Genomic DNA, 17984 nt, shown 5'->3' on the forward strand with positions numbered 1-17984 from the left:
GAGATAGACTGTATAAGGGTTGCGGCCCGCATACCTTGTTGATAAAAGCGACGTTTAGAAGGAGTTAACTTCATTAACTCTTCTACCTCGTCAGAATATTGTTCTAGATAATTGACCCACTTTTCTCCATCTAAACCAACACCAAATGTACTCCGTCTTTGATATCTTTTTTTAGGTTCTTTGCGGCGAGATACATATTTTTGCACCTGCTTTTTCTTCATTTCAGTGCCTTGAAATATTCCCGAACTGTAGGATCGTGTCATGAGTAAAATCATGTTGATAAGTCGCTCTCCTTTTAAGCTACTTCCTTCAAGATCGTAGCCGACTGTTTTACAATCTCGAAACATTTCTTCAATGCCCATCCGTTGCTTGTAAGCATCGATAGCTGCCGGCAATGACCCTAAATCTGTGAGAATAAACCACGCTTCATCAACCTTCCACTCCCCATAGTTTCTTTTCCACTTACAAGCAACATCAAATCCAGTAGCAGGCTGAGTTTTTCTCACTCTTTTACCTTGAAAATATAAAGAGGTGCCTGATAGTATTCCTAATTCATCTAACCGTTGCCAAACTAAATGTTCTGTTTCGATACAAGGATTATTTTTCAGTGTTAAACAAAAAGATACACCCTTTTCCCTCAGCCAGTTTCCCAAATCGACAGAACAAAATTCACGGTCTCCTAAAACGATAAATTTATATTCTGAAAATAATGGTAAAACAGGCTGTAGATTTGTAGGAGAGTGACTCGAAGTTACTGCTGCCCAATTTTGGCAGCAATGACCAGTATAATGGAATTGCTCTTCGCTCCCAGATTAAGCTAACCATGAAGAGATTAATACATCCCCATTGACTGCGGTCGATTGCGAGCGATAAGCTTTGACCAACACGACAATAAGTGGTCAACCAATAAGTAATTAATGGAAACCAAATTAATTCGATCGTTAAGTGAGGTAAATCTAAAAATCTTTGTAATTTCCGTCGCCGACTTTCGGCTGTAATTAAATAGGGAAATACTCGGGATAGCCGTTCTAATCTCACCTGTTTTTCTGATTGTATCAAGGATAGCAAGATTGTCATCACCAAAAACTGAGATGGTGTCAGGTATTTTTGTAAATGAGTCTGGTAGAATGTTAGTATCATTGTTTTTTTAGATAGGCAAGCGTGTAACAATTCTGCTGCCTATCTTTTTTTACCATAAGTTAGCTCAATCCTTACTAACTATGGGTTTGGGGCTGGTTGTCACCCCCCCAGAACCAGTATGCAACATGAAACAGCTCCCGTACAGCATTTATAGCATCATTCACAGAGATAGGTCTGGTACTGTGTACGGCCTGATTTCCTAGTTTGATAATGACTCTTGCTTTGTTAAAGATTGCTTCACCTACTAAGGTTTTAAAAGTAGGTTCGTGAATTAAGCTGCTTAGGTTGTCTTGATAAGGCAGTTCTAGAGAATTATCGTATTTATATAACCAATTTACGGTCAACTCCAAGGCTCGACGGGCATAAAAGCAGGCGGTGCGAGGGTCTGGATGTACTGCATCAACTGCTTTGTTGGCGGCGGATTCATAAATGGTAGAAAATTCAGCTTGGAGGAAGGTAAACTGGCTCATATATTTATGTAGGCTTTTGGTGATAGTTCTCTAAATCGCTCTCTAGTGACTAGATAAAAACTTAACTCATTGAGAAGATATTACAGGACTTAGGAACTTCCTATATGATGCTAAGATTACCGAAACTTGTTCCTTCTTGTTGATCGGGAGCTTGATTTTTTGCCATTTATCAAGGAATTGGTCAATTCACTCCAATATATCAAGTTTTTGACGTTGTGCTAGCCATGACAGAAACCGCAAACCTTCAAGGGCGTTACTTTTGCCTGCGGCATTGGCTCCGATTAGTACGGTTAGCGATCCCAGGGGCGATCGGCTTGTGCTGTAACTTTTGAAGTTGGCGAGGGTAAATTCGGTCAGCATGGCGTTCATCTCATAATTCTCCTCGGAATGCACGGTGTTGAAGGGAAGCAAAAAGGGCATCGAGTTCTGACAGTGAGGCGCGGTGTGCTGCTTTGAGTTTTTCTACGGCTTCCATGTGAGCGGCAAATTCTTGTTGAAGGTTAAGGGGCGGAAATATCAGCCGAATCTCCTCAAAGCGAGATTTACTAACCATCCCCTTCATTGATGCTGTTGAAGCATCTTGAATAAGTCGTTTTGCGGTAAGAATTTGAGCAAACAGAAAATGAACATTTCCCTGTTGTGGAACAAGTGCGTTAATTTGTTGATTGAATGCAACTTCACGGTTTACTATTTCAGCTTCCGCTTGCTGTGCCGCAGGAGGTTTGTATACTGACCGCGTATTCAGCTTTGGGTTCTTAGAGTGGTTCTGAACTGGTACAGGTGTAGGTGCCGTTGCGGGCGATCGACTATCTGGAACCTGCTTAACCTCAAACCCTCTCTTCTCCATCCATTTTTTAGCTGCTTCTTGCACTTGCTGACTCAATAAAGCTGCATCATCTAAAGTCCGAACTTCATTGTCGCGATCGTTCATCCATTCCCAATGGCAGCCAATTAAATGCTTGGTATATTTTGGGTAAAAAATGCGGTGGTCAGCACGACGCCAAAATTTGCCAAACCCGCCGAGAAGCATGGCAAACTGAGTTACCTTTTTAACCAGTTCTGCTAGACTATCGCGGTCTTCGGGTTTTTCCAGTTTACCTGACAACCTCCAGATTAATTTACCCCTTACATCATATATAGCAATCCTCGCATCAGTTTCAATAACTGGTTAACTTCCAGGAAGAGCCTCTTAACCGATGTAAGCGAGGAAGAGCCTCGGCGCAGACTATGGAGGCTCTTCCTCCGGATATGCGTTACCAGGCTCGGACTGGTAACGAGTATAATCATTTAGGATTGCTATACCGGGAATAATCCCAGTTTGCGTAACTTGATTGTACTGTATCGCAGGATTGGAAACTATGTCTTTCCTTCCCATTCAACCGGACATCTGATAAATCCGAACCGACCCAGGAAACTTTGTCTATTTTCGGTTTCAAGCACCAAAATATAACTATTTCAAGCTTTCTAATAGATCGACAATTCGCTCTATTTCTGCCACCAAGAAGTTAGAACATCCCCGTCGGTAAATTGCCAGCAAACTGCGGTAAAACCACAAAGTGCCTGCTTTTCCACCCTTAAATTTATCCCAGACTGCATCGCCTTCTCGATCGCGATCGGCTAAAATCGAACGGGCGTTGTGGAGTTTGTCCGCGATCGACACCCGCAGCACAGATGGGGAAGCGTGACGCATTTGCTCAATGTATCGTAATTTGCGATCGCGCCAAGGCGGTTTGGGTATTGTAGAAGATTCCGTACAGGCGTCAACAATAGTGGCGACCCGTTCTCCAAATTGTACTAGAATTTCTTCGCGAATTGCGGCGTTGCCACTATCTTCGACAGCATCGTGTAAAAGTGCTGCAATTGCTTCATCTTCATCGCCGCGATCTTCCAATACTAATGCTGCGACGCTCAAGAGATGACTTACGTAAGGAATATCGCTTCCTTTTCGGAGTTGGTTGGCGTGGAGTTGAGTCGCGTAGACTAAAGCTTGTTCAAAGCGAGTTGAAAGTTTTGGTTTTTCTGTCATTTCTATTTGAGATTTTAGATTATAGATGTGCATTCAGCTTAGTTGCGGTAGAAACTTCTAGTTTTTTCGATATCTTCAGCCATGATTTCTCGCAAATGCCCCGGAAGCAATACTTCTACTTTAGGGCCCCAAGCTCTCAAGCGCATGATTGTATTGTTGTCGCCGACACGGTAATTAACCCGGCAGTAAATGTCTGACTTCGCTCGACTTTGGAAGGCAGCCAAAATCACTTTTTTGGCTTCGGCTTTGCAATCGCTATTTTCAATCAGACTTTGTGCTTGCTGGTAAGTAATTTGTTTAAATATTTTTTCCCTTTCCGTTCCTTCTATGTAGTGCGAGTGAAAATAGCAATTGAACCTGAGCAGCAGAATAGCCTGTGGCTTGTAAAAATCAAATCCCCAAGCCTCCGCTCTCAAGTGTTCTATTTGTTTCGGCGTTTTGGACTGGCAGGTTTTCGCAGAGAAACCTGCAATATTGACTTCATCCCACTTTAACTGTTGCAAGCTTTGAATTCTATCTAGGCGATAATCGTACCAATCGATTTTTGCTTCATCCCTGGGATTTTGACCGAAGGCGAATAAGTAAGGAGCGCGGTGTGAATAATAAATGCAGACCGGGTACACAATGTATTCTTCTCCTTCGTCTTGATAGCGTTGAAAGTTTCGGGCACTGACATAGGTAATTTTTATGGGAGAAATTGGATTTTGATGCCAAATTTCTTTTAATTGCTTTCTTATCGCATTTATTTGCTGCGATAATTGGCGGGGAACTATATATTCAATATCTAAGAAAAATCGCTGTTCGCCATTGATTTTGCGCCCGAAGTCGTCAAAGAAATCGGCGAGGTCGTTCAAAATCACATTGCCGACACCGACTCCTTCTAAATCAAAAGTAGCAGTCTCGGAGTAGATGGCGAAGTTGGGAATTTCTTTGACGCGACTGTATAGAGTTTTCAACCGCGTGCTGTTACCCTGTGATACTTTTTGCACTCGCAACCAACCCATTTCTACGAGGGCGTTAAAGTCATACTGGAGATTTTTACTGGTAACAGCAAACAAGCGATTTTCTGGTAGGGATTTCTGATTGCTGCCTTTCTTGGTTTCTGGAATAATTCCGGCAGATAAAAGGCGTTCTAAATCCTGTTGCGGCATTGGGTAAAGCTTGAGAAAAGATTGCTGCCATTCTTCTTTGTCAACTCCCAAATCGGAATCGAACAGCCAGTGGGAAATGGTTTGAGTACAGGGACACTGCGGGTCGTGATTGGGGGGAATTGTGTAATCTTTGTGATATCGGTCGGTTTCAGTAAAGAATTTTTGACTCCAGTTGCTGTAAGTGAAGGTTTCACCCAGTTGCAGCTTTAACGGATCTGTTTCGCCGCCGTAGTGCGATCGCAAAATCACCCACAGTCGCACTGCTTTCGGCAAATTCTGTCTCAAAGAACCCCGCGCTAGCACTTGTAACAAATCTACACTAGGGCGAAAGTCAAAGGTTTTGTCAGACATATAGGGGTATGTAAAAGAAACTTGCCTGTTACTTCTCTACATTAATCGAAGATGGAAACCCCCTTTTCCACAACTGTGACACAGTAAAACAGTGAATACAGGTAGACGACAACCATGAAGACTTATCTAATGGGCTGGGAAGGAGATACCCTGAAAGTAGACTTTGCCAAAAAAGCAGATGGGACGCCAATTCCCACCGACGGCGATGAAATGGTGCGGGATGCGGCAGCGCGCTTGCAGGAGATGGCAGAGGCTGGCGAATTAAGAGGTGGGGATTTGCTGAAAATTGATGGGCGTATTTCCATACTGGTGAGTTATGCGATCGCCTATCATGTAGCGCATCTGTACCGGGCGATCGCAATTGCCGATCCCAGACTAAGTGCTTACATTGTCGCCACCAGCACCGCTGCGGAGTATCCTGTGGGCAGCCGCATTGCTTTTGCTACGGGTGAAGTGCAGCAAGTTCCTGCCAATTCCAATGCTTCCCCCTCTTTTTTGATTTATTGGGAAGATGATGTTTTGATTGCCCAAATCAATAACGGCGTGCAAGTAGACGGCGACCAAATTGTACGGGATGCCACAGCGCAATTAGCAAAGTTAATCGAGTCTGGACAATTGCCTGGGGGCAAACAAATATTAAAAATTAAGGGACGGGCTACTCTTTTAGCAAGTTTTGCGATCGCGAATCAAGTTGCACAGCTTTACGGCGGCGTAGCAGTGTTTGATCCCAAACAGGGAGATAAAGGACTTGATAAATACGTCGTGACTGTCAGCCATACTAAGGATTACCAAGTCGGGGAAACTGTAGATATCGAGTGCGTTCCGCAGCCTGCTGTGAAAGTGGTTTTGTGCGGGCCTCCCAATACGGGAAAAACTATATTGCGGGATGCTTTAAAACAAGCTATCTTGAAGCTCAAAAATGCTCCGAAAGATTTTTATGTAATTTCAGGTTGTCCCGATGGCGATGGTTCTTGGTTCTGTGAAACTGCTCAAAAATATCCTGAGTTAGCAGACTCACTCAAGAAAGAATACAAAACCCGATTCACCCGAGAATTCGCCCAAGCCAAAGTTCGAGATATTGCTGCGATTAATAATTCTTTGTTGCTTTTTGATGTGGGCGGTAAACCCAGCGAAGAGAATCAAACGATCGTGTCGCAAGCTACCCATGCCGTGATCCTGGCAAAGACTGAGCAAGATGTCGCAGCTTGGCAACAGTTTTGCGAAAATGAACTAGAAAAACCACTGCCTTTCATTGCAATTATTTATAGTGATTTGCACGGAAAGGCAGACACAATTACTAGCGAATCTCCCGTATTGACAGGTAGCGTTCACGGCTTAGCTAGGGGAAAAGATGCTTCTAGTCGCCCAATGGTGCAAGCTTTGGCTGAGTTACTGGTAAAGTTGGTTAATGATTAGTTAGCCATCCAATTAACTTTAGTCATCAGTCATTAGTTAGAAAAAATTGCAACCCTATTTTTTATTGAGATTTTTTTATTGTATCATATCAAATCCGTTAGTATCGAAATTATTTATCTCTATTTTCTCTCACTACGCCCTCTGCGCCCTCCCTATGCGGTTTAATCATTCCGAGACAGCCGGGATTGATATCAATTATCTGGCTCTAGTTCCCCACTAATCCGAACTGACCCAAAGTAGGTATTGGCAACACAAACAGTTTGATTGAAGACCAAAAGTCAACCAAACTGTTTGTTGCATTATTTTGATAAATTGCTAGGAATTAGGTGGCACTTCTCTATTATTAGACAGCAGTTTAAAAACAAGTTCGAGAGGATTCAAAGAACGTCCACTCGGTTTACCATCATCCTTCAGGTCAGCAGGAGTGTATTGCAATTGATTTCCCAGCGACCGACAAGCTAACACCATTCCCACACTTCCTAGAACCGTCATTCCCGTAAAATCTGCAATCATATCTTCCTCGTCCCAACCTTGAGGCAAATTTCTCTAAATACCCTTAACTTTCTGAAAAAACTCAATCGGATCGTAAACATCATTCACGACAATCGGATCGGCAATTCTTAGTTGTGTCAACTCTTCTTTAAGTTCCTTAGCTGTGGATAGACTGGCCTGAGAACAAATCAACCAGCAGCGTTCTAACACCGGAGAATGAAACTCGATCGCAGCTTTGCACGGTTCCGGTCTGCTTACTAAAAGAATCAATCCCCGGTGTGGAACGGGCGACTGTTTGTCGAGATTCAGTGGAGGTGATTGTAATTGTTTCTCCAATCTCTTTTTAAGCAGCCATACCATCGACCCAAAAATCAACGCAGAGCCCTACGCAATACCGAAAGACGCTTTCATTGACGTACCAAAAAGGTTAGATAGAATCTGACTGACCGAATTGCCCAAAACTGCTAAAAAAATTGCACCGATGATGAAGGGGAATAACGTCTCTGGGTTAAAGAAAATTCGCGCAACTTGGTCAAAGTTTTTGTTCATCGGACAGAGTACCTCTTTGAACTTTAGATTTTAATAGCAGGCTTTAACAGTGAACCCGGATTTAGCATTATTTGATCCCGGGCGTGGAAAAAGCGCATTCCACAAAAAGCTATTTTTGTTATTTTTTCTGGTTTCTGCGCTTCCCATCCGGCAAAAGCTTTGACAAAATAATTGAAAAGTCTAGTGCTGCTGTCGCGCATCTTATATTTTTACGCACCCTACAACTCTGTATTCTACTTTATTCCGTAAAACTGCTTTTCACATTCCGGGAAATCTCCCTTTCCTAAGTCCGATTAACTTTGCATCAATCAAGCTTTTCAAACCTTCTGACACTCCCACTCTTCCCAAAAAATAAGATGAAAGGCAGACCGCAGTCCATATTTATTCTCTGTTTTCTCAACTTGTTAACAGCTTGTCAAACACTCATCCCAGTACGACCGATATATTCTTATCCTGCGAATTCAGCGACAACGGTTGCAACTTCTCCTGGCTGTTAATCTTTCTGTCTGGGAGATAACGTGCAACCGCAACTAAATTCAAGCTGTTTACAGCTAAATTTAATTGGCCTTCTTCTCCCGCTGAAGCAACTCTGGTTCTAAAACCGCCTACTCCTTTACACGGTGCGTTTGTCGGTACTATTAGCTTTGCTTGGAGTTTTGGCACTACCTATATCGGTTCTACGGCTTTGTTGGCGATCGCTTGCGCCGTCAGAGGCGATCGTGATTTGGTAGTTCGTCTATTTTGGGCGATCGGTATTAATGATAATTACGCTATCTCAAAGTAAAACAGCCTCAAAGAGCGGTTTTTTTATTGCTGCAACTAATCCGATTTAAACCCATCGGTAGGGCTTGATTGTATAGATAAAAGCTATCAGTGTGTATTGTTTCCAACTAATCCGATTTAAACCCATCGGTAGGGGCGAACTAATAGGACAACATCAAGTAGCTGCTAGTGCGGTGTTTCCAACTAATCCGATTTAAACCCATCGGTAGGGGAGTTGGAAACCCTGGCAGTCCCGTTGAGCCCAACCCGTTTCCAACTAATCCGATTTAAACCCATTGGTAGGGGGTCGTTCCAGAGCAACTCCCGAGAGATCTCTGGCGTTTCCAACTAATCCGATTTAAACCCATCGGTAGGACCACACTTGCCGGAAATGGAATAAACAATCAGCCCACTATCGTTTCCAACTAATCCGACTTAAACCCATCGGTAGGGCTCAGTTACCAGTAGCAGTACCTACCCTTATCAAGAGGTTTCCAACTAATCCGATTTAAACCCATCGTTAGGGAGTTCGCCGCAGAGCCTATATCCCGAAAGGGTTTTAGCCGTCTAATCGACGCACCAGCTAAATGTAGCACAGAGCGACCCCAAAAACATTAAAATAACGAGCCTCAAACCCATACCCTACAAAGCATCGACACATTTCAACCATAAAATCTGGTTTTCGGAGATCGGCCCTGGTGTGTCGATCGAGAATTGAGAACTGCTTGCATCACATCAAAGCTATATATCACAGGGCTTTCAAGATTTGGCTCGAACCGAGAACACAATCTATCACCCCACCGACGCACCCTAGACACTTATCCCTCGCCAACAAATCCCCAGGTGTGGAGATTGAGACAGATTTACACTGCTGCTGTACCTCAAACCTACAGCACGTAATACTTTGGGGGTTCCTCCGGCTTCTCGCTACCAATAGTTAAAACCATCGACACAGCTTCAGTCGCAATCGAGTAAAACCGAACATTATCTTCTGTCGGTTTCACCAACTTCTTGACTTTCTCATGCAACTACCGCATCTCATCCAAACTAATAAAACACTCAAACACAGACAACTGAATTCTGCACCCGTAACCATCCAGAAAATTGGATAACTTCACCCGCCTTTTATCATCAGGAATGTCGTAGACAACAACGGCCATAAAGCAACTTGCAGCTTCACGCTGTTCTCAAAAAAGGCTCGTAAGCAACCCCTGTACCAAACTGCGTTTGTAGCGCCGAATTTGCAGTTGAATTACCTCCCGGTAGGAAACCGGAGATTGCAAATCCGGGTGAGAAACATCTTCCTTCATCCGCCTTTCAAAATGTTCCAGAAACACCCGCCTACCGGGATTCCTTAAATACACCCCTCCCGTACTAGAGCGTCGGTTCACTATTAGGATTTGACAAAACTGGATTAGTATGATATGGCTGGAAAAGCCTTTTCAATTCTAACAATTAGGAAGAAGGAAGAAATCTTATGCGTCCTCCCTTATGGCATCCTCCTATTGAACTCTCACAAAGAGAAGCGTTGATTATCAAACGCATTAAACGAGCCAAGTTATTCACGTTTCTTCGACTGAACCGTTCATTCATATTTAATGATGAGTTTCAAGAAGAACTTGCTACAATTTTTAAAGACAGCACAGTGGGTCAGGGCCCAATTCCTCCTGCACAAATTGCCTTGGCAATTATTCTGCAAGCCTACTTAGGCATTTCTGATGATGAAGTAATTGAAGAAATGCTCATGGATCAACGTTGGCAGTTAGTTCTTGATTGTCTCAATTGTGAAACTCCCCCTTTTAGCAAAGCCACTTTGGTGAGATTCAGAAAGGGCTTAATTAAAAAAGAACTGGATCAACGTTTAATTGACCGCACCGTAGAAATTGCCAAACAAAAAGGTGGATTTGGCTCATCTCAACTTAAAGTGGCTTTAGATTCATCCCCGTTATGGGGAGCCGGGAAAGTCGAAGATACATATAATCTATTGGGTCATGCTTTGCGTAAGGCGGTGAGTGCTCCCGCCCGTGCTGTGCAGGGGAGGGAGCCAGCAGAAATTGCCCATGAAGCAGGTGCACCCATCCTTAATAGTTCCAGCTTAAAAACAGCCTTAGATTTAAACTGGGATAACCCAGTAGAGCGTCAAAATGCACTCTTATAGTTATTTCAAATAAAAATGAGACACGAAGTTGCACAATAAGCGCGAATAATCTCATCAAGAGATGTGGCCGAATGCGAATACATTATAGCTCTCTTTAATGCACTAAAATCATGCTCAATATCATTTAAGTCAGGAGAGTATTTTGGTAAAAAAAGTATCTGATGGCCTGCTTCCTCCACCAGGAGTTTAATTGCTGTCTTACGATGAATCGGTGCACGATCCATGATTAATATTGATGGTATTGTTAAAGATGGCAATAAATATAAAGCTAACCACCCTTCAAAACTTTCTGCATTCAAGCGGACAGTAAAGACCCTAGGTGCAATCAAGTCCTTGTTTCCTTTTCTTTTTCCTGCTACTAAGTTTTCTCTTTTTCCCGTTTTCCTTGTCTATCCCCATATACTTTTTTTACTTTTTTTTTTCTAGGCATAAACACAAGCATGAAACTCTTCAAATCCTGATCGCTCAATAAATACAATGCTTTTACTACCATGAATTTTAATTCTTTTTTTTCAGTCTTTTGTAGTATTTTATTCTTGATTCTCTATTCCTTTATTTATAACAAAATTCTTTTTTTTTCTCGTAATCTTCATTTTTTTTAAAGCATAGCAGATGGCACTCGATCTCACCCCGAATTTCCTTGCTCTTTCTATTAATCTTGCTTCGGGATTTTCTTCTACATCTTTTCTAAGTGCTTCGGAGTCTATCTTTCGCTCACGGTGTTCTACCTTGGTTGCAAGGGAGGTCTTCTCTCCTTAGCCATCTGTATATTGTTGCTCTTCCTACTTTAAACAGGGCGGCGGCTTTGGTTATACCCCCTCCATTTTCCACATAATCCACTACTCTTTTTCTCAAATCTAGACTGTATGCCCTTTTTCGGCTCCGAGTTAACAATTTTTCTTGATTTTACATCATCTTGCATTTGTCTCACATTTATTTGAAATGACTATAAGTCTAAGAGATAGTCTAAATGAAAGCTCATCACTCTAACTGTATTGGTTGATCTATTTTACACCATAAACTCAGGAAAGCCGTTTAAACAAGCAATTAGTCAAGGATTTTCAGGATTTACACATACAGCTTATTCTCCCCTATAAAGAGAACAATCACGGTCGCTCATAAATCCGACATCATTTAATGTTAAGTGAAATCAAAGAGCTGATTGACCCGACCATCAATGGGAGAAACTTCAAAGTATAGGTTTGATATAATCCGTGAGAATAGTGAATGGAAAAACAAGTATTGAAACTCGTTATTACATTAGTAGTTTACCAAATAATGCTCAAAAACTTAGTGAATCAGCCCGCAGCCATTGATTGGGGGATTGAAAAATTTTTACATTGGGTATTAGATGTGGGTTTTCGTGAAGATGATTGTCGGATTAGAAAAGATAATGCTCCGCAAAACTTTGCTATAATTAGACACATCTCGCTCAATCTTTTGATAAGAAAAAAAACCTCAAAAACCGGAGCAAGAAATAAGCGACTTCGAGCTGGGTGGGATGATGACTATTTGACTAAGCTCCTCGCTGTGGCAGTTAACTAAATTCTCACGAATAACTCATTACTAACTAGGGCGTCGGTTCAGTATTAGGAGTTGACAAAAAAAGGACTTTATGAAATTAGCCAGTGCATGAGTTCGACTCTATGCCTGGTGTAATTGGCCGAACCTTATCCATTCGAGCAATGACATGAAGATTATGGACGACAGCGACTCGCCGTATATCGAAAAGATTTTTCCGCTGCCCGATATAGCGAGCATGGTTCCCCTGCCAATGCCCAATATGAGCCAGAGAGTGTTCAACTGTAGTACGTTTTCTTAAGTCTATTCTACCAATAGCAGTGGATTGACGTGCTCGCAACTCTTGCATTAAGGCTTCATCAGGATGAATTGATACAGTCCGTCCTCTTTTACTATTCGTGCAACCAGATCTCAGAGGACAAATTGCACATTCATTCTGAGGAAAATGAACAATTTTTCCGGGTTCAAATGGGATACTTACCTGATTAGGACAGCTAATTAAATGCGTATCCCTGTCAAGAAAAAAAGAATTTTTATCAAACCGTCCAGAATTTTTGACCGGCCACGCCTTACAAAATATCTGTAATTTATCATCCCGTTGTGTCACCCAATGACTAGATAAATAAGCCCGATCGATATGTAACTCAGATAGGTGAATATTTTGAAATTTTAAGTCACGTTCTAGGTCAATTGTAGCAGCAGATTCTGGAGTATTAGCGCGTGTCAACGCCACCGCGCCAACTACACCACTCTCTAAATCTTTAAGAACGTGGCGTTTATATCCATCTATTTTTTTAGAGCGGCTTTTACGCCCATGCCGTCTATCTGGGTCTTCAATAGAAATGCGACGGTTTTTGGCGACCCCTTTACTTAAACTCGGAACGCCTTGTGAGTCGAAAGTCACATTTTGGGATTCAATGACTCGGGCAACATCCAGAGTCTCTTGAACTACTTCAAATTCATCACAATCAGACTGGCTTTGCATCCATTCTTCCACTGAATTTAAGCTACTTAGGAGAATTAAGAGTGCATTTTGACGCTCTACTGGATTATCCCAGTTTAAATCTAATGCCGTTTTTAAGCTGGAACTATTAAGGATGGGTGCACCTGCTTCATGGGCAATTTCTGCTGGCTCCCGCCCCTGCACAGCAGCTATCATGCTCACTGCTTTGGGCAAAGCATGACCCAATAGATTATATGTATCTTCGACTTTCCCGGCTCCCCATAACGGGGAGGAATTATCGGCCGCTTTAAGTTGAGATGAGCCAAATCCACCTTTTTGTTTGGCAATTTCTACGGGGCGGTCAATTAAACGTTGGTCTAGTTCTTTTTTAATTAAGCCCTTTCTGAATCTCACCAAAGTGGCTTTGCTAAAAGGAGGACTTTCACAATTGAGACAATCAAGAACTAACTGCCAACGTTGATCCATGAGCATTTCTGATGATGACTTCATCATCAGAAATGCCTAAGTAGGCTTGCAGAATAATTGCCAAGGCAAGTTGTGCAGGAGGAACTGGGCCCTGACCTACTGTGCTGTCTTTAAAAATTGTAGCAAGTTCTTCTTGAAACTCATCATTAAATATAAATGAACGGTTCAGTCGAAGAAACGTGAATAACTTGGCTCGTTTAATGCGTTTGATAATCAAAGATTCTCTTTCTGAGAGTTCAATTGGAGGATGCCATAAGTGAGGGCGCATAAGGTTTCTTCCTTCTTCCTGATTGTGAGAATTTAACAGGCTTCTCCATTCACATATCATTTCCAGTCTGTTTTGTCAATGCCGCATACTGAACCGATGCTCTAGGGCTTGCTGAATATATCGATCGCACTTGACGTGGCATGGGTTAAGAACTGGTGCGATCGAAAGTCAGGTGCAAAAAAAACAGGTAAAATAGATCAAAACCCGTGCATCACCATCTGCGAGCGTGTACCGAAAAATTGAGCTTGCTCAACCCTCACCCTCGGACTTTGAACTCCCCTCATGTGGAAAGTTGTCAGGAGATAACCGTTGGGTAAAAATGGCCCAAATAATCCCGTGGTCGGAATTTGAATCCGAATATGCGGCCAGCTTCCCCACAGAAAAGGGGGTCCCTGCTAAATCCTTTAGGATGGCATTGGGGGCATTAATTATTAAAGAAAAATTAGGAATTAGCGATCGTGAAACAGTAGAACAGAGCCGTGAAAACCCCTATCTGCCATACTTCATCGGTCAATAAAGCTACAGCAACGAACTCGCATTTAACCCATCACTCTTAGTACACTTTCGACGGGCGTATTACTCCCAACCTACTTAATCAAGTGAACGAACGCATGGTCAAAAAAATGCGAGAAATCACTAAGCGTCAAACCCGAAAAAAAAAAATAATTCGGACGCCAAAAATGAGTTATCCAATCGAGGCAAATTGATCGTAGATGCTCCCTCTGCCCCAGCCGACATTAGTTATCCGACCGACTTAGGACTATTAAACAGACCCAGAGTTCATACAGAAAAAATCATAGATATTCTGTATAAACAAATTAAATAAAAAACCACTACAAAACCAAGAACCTACCGTAATAAGGCCAGGAAAGCCTAGTTAGCAGTAGCCAAACAACGACGACCGACCAAAAACAAAAAAATCCAAGCAATTAAAAAACAACTTCAATACATCAAAAGAAACCTAGCTTATATTGAACAGCTAATCGATTCAGGTGCGAGCCGAGAAGGTCTGAATAAAAAGCAATATAAAACCAGGCTAGTTCTCACAGAAGTCCCTCGTCAACAACAGTGGCTGTTTGACAACGTTCAACATAGTATTGAGGATAGAATAGTAAGTTTAAGTCAACCCCATATTCGTCCCATAGTCAGAGGAAAAGCAGGGAAAAGCGTAAAATTTGGAGCCAAACTATCAGCCAGTTGTTTTAAAGGATATGTATTTTTAGACGGGATTAGCTGGGATAACTTTAACGAATCAGGGGACTTAAAAACATAAGTAGAAGCATATCATAAGTTCACAGGATACTATCGGTGAATCAGTTCATGCAGAGCGCATTTACCGTACAAGGGAAAACCGAGCATGGTGTCATGAAAAAGGAATTAGGCTGAGTGGACCGCCCCTAGGAAGACCGCCAGCAAACGTCAGTAAAGAAAAAAAGAAACAAGCCGCATATGATGAAAGAGTTAGAAATGCGATAGAGGGAAAGTTTGGGCAAAGCAAACGAAGATTCGGTCTGAACCCTTGTGATGGCAAAACTTGATAATACATCTGGTACAGTTATTGCAATTACTTTTTTAGTCCTGAACCTTACTAGCTGGTGGCGCCGGGTTTTTTGTGTGTTTTTATGTATATTCGGAAAAAGAACACCTGTTTTTAGGTTGAATATAATCAAATATTATAATTGGGTGGAGTCAATACCGAAATAACTTATATTTAATCGAGTTTTCAGATATCGTGAGATCCTGCTCTTGGTTGGCGAGCGATTATTCAGCAAACCCTTATTAGTTTTCGTGGATTTGCGAGATCCGTTGCTCAAACTTTCTCCGATCCAGATGCGATCGCACTCAGGTGAACAATGTCGCCAGAGAAGCGCTGCTGCTTCTCCGGTACGTAGACTGCAGCCAAATTTGAATTCCACATAGTCCGCGTAGTGATTAAGTTCGGGAGCTGAGCGGAATTTCTGGACGATCGCGTTTATTTCTTTGAGCGTGAACGGTTCTGGGCGTTGTTTGGGCGCGACCGAGACTTTAACTTCCTCCCAAGGATTTTCCAGAACCAGCTTCTTTTTCTGTGCCCATTCCCAGCAAGCGTTCATCATCACAATCCGTTCGCGTACCGTCACCGGTTCAAGGGAGCGATCGGATAATAGCCAATCTCTAAATTTCTCAGCAACAGTTTCAGAAACAGAAATCGTGCTTTTGTTTTTGAAAAACGCAGAAACGTGTTTCTCAAGTCCAAGATATTTAGCGAAAGTAGCAGGGCTCGATTTTCCGGCGCTTGTACTCGATAAATTGGTGAAACAGGTCAGAAACAGAGATGGATTCTTGTTTCTGGGGTTTGTATTTTGCCAGAGATGGGTCAAAATTCCCACTGGTCATGTCAAGTTCGATCGTGCGCGCTTTGATGGAAGCGGCTTTACGGTTGACGATCGAATCCGGCAAAGCGAGATAGAGCCAGAAGCGTTTCCCCTCCCATGACCAGGCAAGTCGTAACCGGTCTTTGAAAACTTCTATATTTACTGAGCCTTTTGGCATTGAAGATAAATCGCAGATTGATCGCAGTGATTGTCTGAGTATGTCACTCTTTGTCACCGCTTATTGAGAATGCGTAACCTGCGATTTATCTCCCAAAAATAATGGAATCCTTAGTGTATAAGGATTCCATCTATCGGAGCGGCGGGATTTGAACCCACGACCCCTACTACCCCAAAGTAGTGCGCTACCAAGCTGCGCTACGCCCCGACAGCTTTAACATCTTAGCATGGAATTCCCGAAAAAGTCAAAAAACTTTTAAAACTTTTGCAGCCTGCACCAAACCGGGCGCCGCAGCCGCCGGCCAAAAACCCTCACACCTCCGACCAGCATTCAATATCAACTGCACGCTGTAAGCTTCGGGATAGCCTTCCACCTGCACCCACAGCAAATCGCTTTCGGCTTCAATGGCGATTTTTTCCTCGTCCATTAACTCAGAAGCCATTTGACTGATTGTGGCCGCCAATTGTCCCAACAATCGGCAAAAATCGTTTAACTCAGCCTCCGTGAGTTCGATCGCCCAACCGTCGCCAGCCACCAAACCCTTAAACTCCTGGGCCTCCGGGTTCCATCCCAAACGCCACCCAACACCCGTTTTAATTACACGTTCCACCATTGAGGGATTTTAGATTTTAGATTTTGGATTTTAGATTAGTAGGACTTACCCATAAATACGAAAGAAACGGGGTTTTTTACCAGTGTTAAAGGCGCGAAGGCAGTATTTCGCTAAAAAAGCCGATTTCTGCAGCCCTGAGTATTAAGGTATCAGCAACTTAGCATCTCCGGGCTGGGGTTGAGGTATGGTCGGTGTGTTCGATCGCTGTTGTGTTTCCCCCGCCGCCGGTGTGCGCCCACGCCCGGAAGTCTCGGTAAAAACATCAACCAAAGCTTGAACCAAAGCATCTCGCTGTGCTCTATTTAAACTTTGAATAGCAGCGCGATCCTGTTCCATCGGATTTGACCGCAAAACGTCGTTTCCGGGATACACACTTTCCACCAAATAATCGGGAGTCGCCCCCAAGTAGTCAGCTAAACTCAACTTCCAATCAAAGCGGTAATTGGGCGGCCGTCCTTTGACAAATACGTGATATTGAATCAACCGCCCGACTAAAGTATTGGTAGGAGCGACTTTTCCTGTTTCCTTGGAAATGTAGTTATTCTCGATCGGGAAATCCGGCAATTTTTCATACACAAATTTCCACGCATCTTGCACCCTCACTTGCGACGGCGCAGATTGTTGAGCCACCCGCTGCACCGACGCCGACTCAGAACTTTGCAGCAGCGAAGGTTCCAAAGCCGACAGACTTAGTTCGCCCGATTCCAATACCCAACTCAAAAGCGTGAAAATCGCCACACTCAAAGTAACCAACAGAAAACTTAAGCCCCGCTTTAATTTATTCACAGTTTTGACAATTTCAGACATATAATAATTTCATAATCTTACCCGCCAGCAGAGTCCTAGTTTCTAATTTTAGGACTTAGGAAAATTAACCCGGTTGGGAGCATCCCGATTTGGTAATAAGCGTTTTTTAGAACTGCGAGCTGGACGCTCGCTTGCGTATATAATATCCTTTCCGGTTGCATGGGAATGATAAAGTCAAGGTCAATAATTTCAGATTCCCCAAGGGACGATTCCCCATCCCGAACGGTGTTACCGGAATTGATATAAAACAAACCGGGTTTTTCACGCCAGGCGCACCAGTCTAGTTTGACAAAGTTTTG

General features: G+C 42.9%; 17 protein-coding genes, 1 tRNA gene and 4 pseudogenes. 4 read left to right on the forward strand and 18 right to left on the reverse strand.

Annotation, left to right across the window (positions count from 1 at the left end):
- From QUB56_RS31100 to QUB56_RS31125, 6 genes are all read right to left on the reverse strand, one after another.
- Positions 1 to 653, reverse strand: a 653-nt coding sequence (locus tag QUB56_RS31100; RefSeq protein WP_332960208.1) for a transposase, incomplete at its 3' end; no start/stop codon positions are given.
- 561 nt (positions 654 to 1214) lie between these two features.
- Entirely contained in the window at positions 1215 to 1610 is a 396-nt protein-coding gene (locus tag QUB56_RS31105; RefSeq protein WP_332960209.1) for a DUF4145 domain-containing protein, read from the reverse strand.
- Between the two features lie 186 nt (positions 1611 to 1796).
- Entirely contained in the window at positions 1797 to 1979 is a 183-nt protein-coding gene (locus QUB56_RS31110) for an AAA family ATPase (protein WP_332960210.1), read from the reverse strand.
- Between the two features lies 1 nt (position 1980).
- On the reverse strand, positions 1981 to 2715 hold the full coding sequence (locus tag QUB56_RS31115; RefSeq protein ID WP_332960211.1) for a restriction endonuclease subunit S: 735 nt from the start codon (positions 2713 to 2715) through the stop codon (positions 1981 to 1983).
- 345 nt (positions 2716 to 3060) lie between these two features.
- Complete coding sequence (locus QUB56_RS31120; protein ID WP_332960212.1) at positions 3061 to 3636, reverse strand: HD domain-containing protein; 576 nt, start codon at positions 3634 to 3636, stop codon at positions 3061 to 3063.
- Positions 3637 to 3674: 38 nt separating this feature from the next.
- The gene (locus QUB56_RS31125; RefSeq protein WP_332960213.1) at positions 3675 to 5138 is read right to left on the reverse strand and encodes a TIGR03985 family CRISPR-associated protein; all 1464 of its coding nucleotides are present in this window, start codon (positions 5136 to 5138) and stop codon (positions 3675 to 3677) included.
- A gap of 114 nt (positions 5139 to 5252) precedes the next feature.
- Between QUB56_RS31125 and QUB56_RS31130 the strand changes: the two genes are divergently transcribed.
- The gene (locus tag QUB56_RS31130) at positions 5253 to 6554 is read left to right on the forward strand and encodes a hypothetical protein (protein WP_332960214.1); all 1302 of its coding nucleotides are present in this window, start codon (positions 5253 to 5255) and stop codon (positions 6552 to 6554) included.
- A 315-nt stretch (positions 6555 to 6869) separates the two neighbouring features.
- Here QUB56_RS31130 and QUB56_RS31135 read toward each other — a convergent pair whose 3' ends face one another.
- From QUB56_RS31135 to QUB56_RS31155, 5 genes are all read right to left on the reverse strand, one after another.
- Entirely contained in the window at positions 6870 to 7067 is a 198-nt protein-coding gene (locus tag QUB56_RS31135) for a hypothetical protein (protein ID WP_332960215.1), read from the reverse strand.
- A 33-nt stretch (positions 7068 to 7100) separates the two neighbouring features.
- On the reverse strand, positions 7101 to 7382 hold the full coding sequence (locus tag QUB56_RS31140) for a hypothetical protein (protein ID WP_332960216.1): 282 nt from the start codon (positions 7380 to 7382) through the stop codon (positions 7101 to 7103).
- A gap of 1862 nt (positions 7383 to 9244) precedes the next feature.
- Positions 9245 to 9385, reverse strand: coding sequence for a hypothetical protein (locus QUB56_RS31145; protein ID WP_332960217.1), 141 nt, complete (start codon positions 9383 to 9385; stop codon positions 9245 to 9247).
- On the reverse strand, positions 9386 to 9517 hold the full coding sequence (cas2, locus tag QUB56_RS31150; RefSeq protein WP_332960218.1) for a CRISPR-associated endonuclease Cas2: 132 nt from the start codon (positions 9515 to 9517) through the stop codon (positions 9386 to 9388). It abuts the gene before it with no gap.
- A 27-nt stretch (positions 9518 to 9544) separates the two neighbouring features.
- Positions 9545 to 9748 (reverse strand): hypothetical protein, encoded by a 204-nt coding sequence (locus QUB56_RS31155; RefSeq protein WP_332960219.1) that lies wholly within the window; start codon positions 9746 to 9748, stop codon positions 9545 to 9547.
- A 137-nt stretch (positions 9749 to 9885) separates the two neighbouring features.
- Between QUB56_RS31155 and QUB56_RS31160 the strand changes: the two genes are divergently transcribed.
- Positions 9886 to 10515 carry a transposase gene (locus tag QUB56_RS31160; RefSeq protein ID WP_332960220.1) on the forward strand — a complete coding sequence of 210 codons (630 nt, stop codon included), beginning with the start codon at positions 9886 to 9888 and terminating at the stop codon, positions 10513 to 10515.
- A 5-nt stretch (positions 10516 to 10520) separates the two neighbouring features.
- Here the strand turns inward: QUB56_RS31160 and QUB56_RS31165 are convergent.
- Positions 10521 to 11409: pseudogene (locus tag QUB56_RS31165) on the reverse strand (IS630 transposase-related protein).
- 140 nt (positions 11410 to 11549) lie between these two features.
- On the opposite strand from QUB56_RS31165, the pseudogene QUB56_RS31170 reads away from it, so the two are divergent.
- Positions 11550 to 12060 (forward strand): annotated as a pseudogene (locus QUB56_RS31170) (ISAs1 family transposase); the annotation flags it as partial.
- 76 nt (positions 12061 to 12136) lie between these two features.
- Here the strand turns inward: QUB56_RS31170 and QUB56_RS31175 are convergent.
- A pseudogene (locus QUB56_RS31175) lies at positions 12137 to 13733 on the reverse strand (transposase).
- Between the two features lie 226 nt (positions 13734 to 13959).
- On the opposite strand from QUB56_RS31175, the pseudogene QUB56_RS31180 reads away from it, so the two are divergent.
- A pseudogene (locus QUB56_RS31180) lies at positions 13960 to 15437 on the forward strand (IS5 family transposase).
- On the opposite strand, the gene QUB56_RS31185 reads toward QUB56_RS31180, so the two are convergent.
- From QUB56_RS31185 to QUB56_RS31205, 5 genes are all read right to left on the reverse strand, one after another.
- Entirely contained in the window at positions 15407 to 16093 is a 687-nt protein-coding gene (locus tag QUB56_RS31185; RefSeq protein WP_332960221.1) for a phage integrase SAM-like domain-containing protein, read from the reverse strand. The pseudogene QUB56_RS31180 and the gene QUB56_RS31185 sit on opposite strands and share 31 nt — an antisense overlap.
- Positions 15975 to 16265 carry an Arm DNA-binding domain-containing protein gene (locus QUB56_RS31190; RefSeq protein WP_332960222.1) on the reverse strand — a complete coding sequence of 97 codons (291 nt, stop codon included), beginning with the start codon at positions 16263 to 16265 and terminating at the stop codon, positions 15975 to 15977. The genes QUB56_RS31185 and QUB56_RS31190 overlap by 119 nt, the downstream gene beginning before the upstream one ends.
- A gap of 133 nt (positions 16266 to 16398) precedes the next feature.
- Positions 16399 to 16472, reverse strand: a tRNA-Pro gene (locus QUB56_RS31195).
- Between the two features lie 37 nt (positions 16473 to 16509).
- The gene (locus tag QUB56_RS31200; RefSeq protein WP_332960223.1) at positions 16510 to 16878 is read right to left on the reverse strand and encodes a DUF1818 family protein; all 369 of its coding nucleotides are present in this window, start codon (positions 16876 to 16878) and stop codon (positions 16510 to 16512) included.
- 141 nt (positions 16879 to 17019) lie between these two features.
- Positions 17020 to 17685, reverse strand: a complete 666-nt coding sequence (locus QUB56_RS31205) for a hypothetical protein (protein ID WP_332960224.1) — start codon at positions 17683 to 17685, stop codon at positions 17020 to 17022.
- Between the last annotated feature and the right edge of the window lie 299 nt (positions 17686 to 17984).

The sequence above is a fragment of the Microcoleus sp. AR_TQ3_B6 genome (assembly GCF_036702785.1).
Classification (GTDB): domain Bacteria; phylum Cyanobacteriota; class Cyanobacteriia; order Cyanobacteriales; family Microcoleaceae; genus Microcoleus.